This is a genomic window from Pseudomonas sp. AM4(2022) (assembly GCF_036346515.1).
Lineage (GTDB): Bacteria > Pseudomonadota > Gammaproteobacteria > Pseudomonadales > Pseudomonadaceae > Aquipseudomonas > Aquipseudomonas paracarnis.
In genome coordinates, this window is record NZ_JAOTNW010000051.1 from 1 (window position 1) to 2,428 (window position 2,428).

Sequence of the window (2,428 nt, forward strand, 5' to 3'; positions counted from 1 at the left end):
GTATGCGTCCGGCCAACACACCTTCCTGACCCCGACGCCAAAGGCGATGGTGTCCACCTGATTTAAGTGGACACCATTTCTAGCCTTTATAAGCGGGTCTTTCATGCAGCCACAACGCCGTTCTTACTCCAAATCCTTCAAGGCCCAGGTCATTCAAGAGTGTTCCCAGCCCGGGGCCTCGATTGCCAGCGTTGCGCTGAGCCACAGCCTCAACGCGAACCTCGTCCATAAATGGATTCGAGTGCAAACGCAGAAAGCCATGGCGCTGCAACCTGCTTTCATTCCGCTGCCCTTGCAGTTAGCCGGAGCAAATTCGCAAGCCACGTCATCGACTATCTGCCTCGAAATCCCACACCCGCGCGGCACCGTGAAAGTGAACTGGCCGACCGAAAGCGCCGCTGCCTGTGCCACCTTTCTGCGAGATCTGTTGCGATGATCCGCATCGACGCCATCTGGCTCGCCACTGAGCCCATGGACATGCGCGCCGGTACCGAGACCGCGCTAGCCAGAGTGATCGCGGTCTTCGGTGCGGCGAAGCCGCACTGCGCTTATTTGTTTGCCAATCGCCGGGCCAATCGCATGAAAGTGCTGGTACACGATGGGATTGGTATTTGGTTGGCCGCACGTCGCTTGAACCAGGGCAAGTTTCACTGGCCAAGCCTTCGACAAAGCAGCGAAATGCAGTTGGATACCGAACAACTTCAGGCCTTAGTGCTCGGACTACCTTGGCAACGTGTTGGAGCCGGCGGTGCAATCACGCTGCTTTAAAAACTGTAATTAGCGTCTTGGCTGGCTGTCGCAAGTGGCCTGCTTTGGTAAAATCCACGGCATGACGTCCTCACCCAATCTCGATCAAATGACTCCCGACCAGCTACGTGCATTCGCTGCGCAGTTGCTGTCGCAAGTCGAGACCCTGGGCAAGACGGTTGAAACCATGGGCAAGACAGTTGACACCATGGGCAAGAAGATCAACCGCGATCAAACGGTGATCGAGAAACTGACCCACGAAATCGCGCAACTCAAGCGTTTGAAGTTTGCCAAGCGTAGCGAGCAGATGAATCCTGAGCAGGCCAGTCTGCTCGATGACCTGATCGATACCGATATCGCGGCGATTGAGGCCGAGCTTCAAGCCTTGCAAATAGCGCCAGCGACGACCGAGAAAAAGCAAAAGCCCAAGCGCACGGCATTGCCGGCGGAATTCCCACGCACGTTGATCCATCATGAACCGGACAACACTCGCTGCCCTTGTGGCTGCGCACTCAAGCGTATCGGTGAAGACGTCAGCGAAAAGCTGGACTACACACCCGGCGTGTTCACCGTCGAACGCCATGTTCGTGGCAAGTGGGTTTGCGATGACTGCGAAACGCTGATCCAAGCGCCCGTACCGGCGCAGGTCATCGACAAAGGTATCCCAACGGCAGGCTTACTTGCCCACGTCATGATCGCGAAGTTCGCTGACCATTTGCCGCTCTACCGCCAGGAATCGATTTTCGGTCGCGCCGGCTTGGCGATTCCACGCTCCACTTTGGCTCAATGGGTTGGAATGACGGGTGTGCAATTACAGCCCCTGGTCGATGCCCTGCGTGACGTAGTGATGGGACAGCAAGTCATCCACGCGGATGAAACACCGGTACAGATGCTTGCTCCAGGTTCGAAGAAAACCCACCGGTCTTATGTTTGGGCTTACGCCACGAGCCAGTTCTGCGAAACAGCCGCTGTCGTCTACGACTTCAGCCCCAGCCGCGCCGGTGAGCATGCTCGCAACTTCCTGCAAGGCTGGAAAGGTAAGTTGGTCTGCGACGACTTTGGCGGTTACAAGGCCAGCTTCGAACTCGGCGTGACCGAGATCGGCTGCATGGCCCATGCCCGACGCAAGTTTTTCGAATTGCACGCGACCAACAAAAGCCAGATCGCCGAGCAGGCCCTGCGCTACATCCAGTTGCTGTACGAAATCGAGAGCGAAGTGCGTGATCTGGAACCGGATTTACGGTGCCGAATACGACAAGAAAAAGCCGCTCCGGTGATGGATAGATTGCATGTCTGGATGATCGCCCAGCGTGATCTTGTGCCCGAAGGTTCGGCCATCAGCAGAGCACTCGATTACAGTCTCAAACGCTGGGCAGCGCTGTCGCGCTACCTCGATGATGGGGCCGTCCCCATTGATAATAACTGGGCGGAGAACCAGATCCGGCCGTGGGCTCTTGGACGCAAAAACTGGCTCTTCGCTGGGTCGCTACGTAGCGGAAAACGGGCGGCAGCGATCATGAGTTTGATCCAGTCTGCGCGGCTGAATGGTCATGACCCGTACGCCTATCTAAAGGATGTTCTCACGCGTTTACCGACGCAGCGGGCGAGTGAAATCGAGCTGCTGCTTCCGCATAAGTGGCAGCCGGTTTAATCACGCAAGATGTGATGCCCGGACGCATAC

At 56.8% G+C, this 2,428-nt stretch carries 3 protein-coding genes; all 3 read left to right on the top strand.

All coding sequences use genetic code 11. The features are described from left to right. Positions 1-103: 103 nt before the first annotated feature. The 3 genes from tnpA (at position 104) to tnpC (ending at position 2,398) form a co-directional block, all read left to right on the top strand. Positions 104-436: an IS66-like element accessory protein TnpA gene (tnpA, locus tag ODQ19_RS27875; RefSeq protein WP_014335805.1), complete on the top strand. Its 333-nt coding sequence runs from the start codon at positions 104-106 to the stop codon at positions 434-436. Next, complete coding sequence (tnpB, locus tag ODQ19_RS27880; protein ID WP_014335806.1) at positions 433-768, top strand: IS66 family insertion sequence element accessory protein TnpB; 336 nt, start codon at positions 433-435, stop codon at positions 766-768. Before tnpA ends, tnpB begins: the two co-directional genes overlap by 4 nt. A gap of 61 nt (positions 769-829) precedes the next feature. Then, positions 830-2,398 carry an IS66 family transposase gene (gene tnpC / locus ODQ19_RS27885; protein ID WP_041476245.1) on the top strand — a complete coding sequence of 523 codons (1,569 nt, stop codon included), beginning with the start codon at positions 830-832 and terminating at the stop codon, positions 2,396-2,398. The last annotated feature ends 30 nt before the right edge of the window (positions 2,399-2,428 follow it).

Bases quoted from the DNA above. Each gene is read 5' to 3' on its own strand.
- tnpC (WP_041476245.1), top strand. From the start codon at position 830: ATGACGTCCTCACCCAATCTCGATCAAATGACTCCCGACCAGCTACGT.
- tnpA (WP_014335805.1), top strand. From the start codon at position 104: ATGCAGCCACAACGCCGTTCTTACTCCAAATCCTTCAAGGCCCAGGTC.
- tnpB (WP_014335806.1), top strand. From the start codon at position 433: ATGATCCGCATCGACGCCATCTGGCTCGCCACTGAGCCCATGGACATG.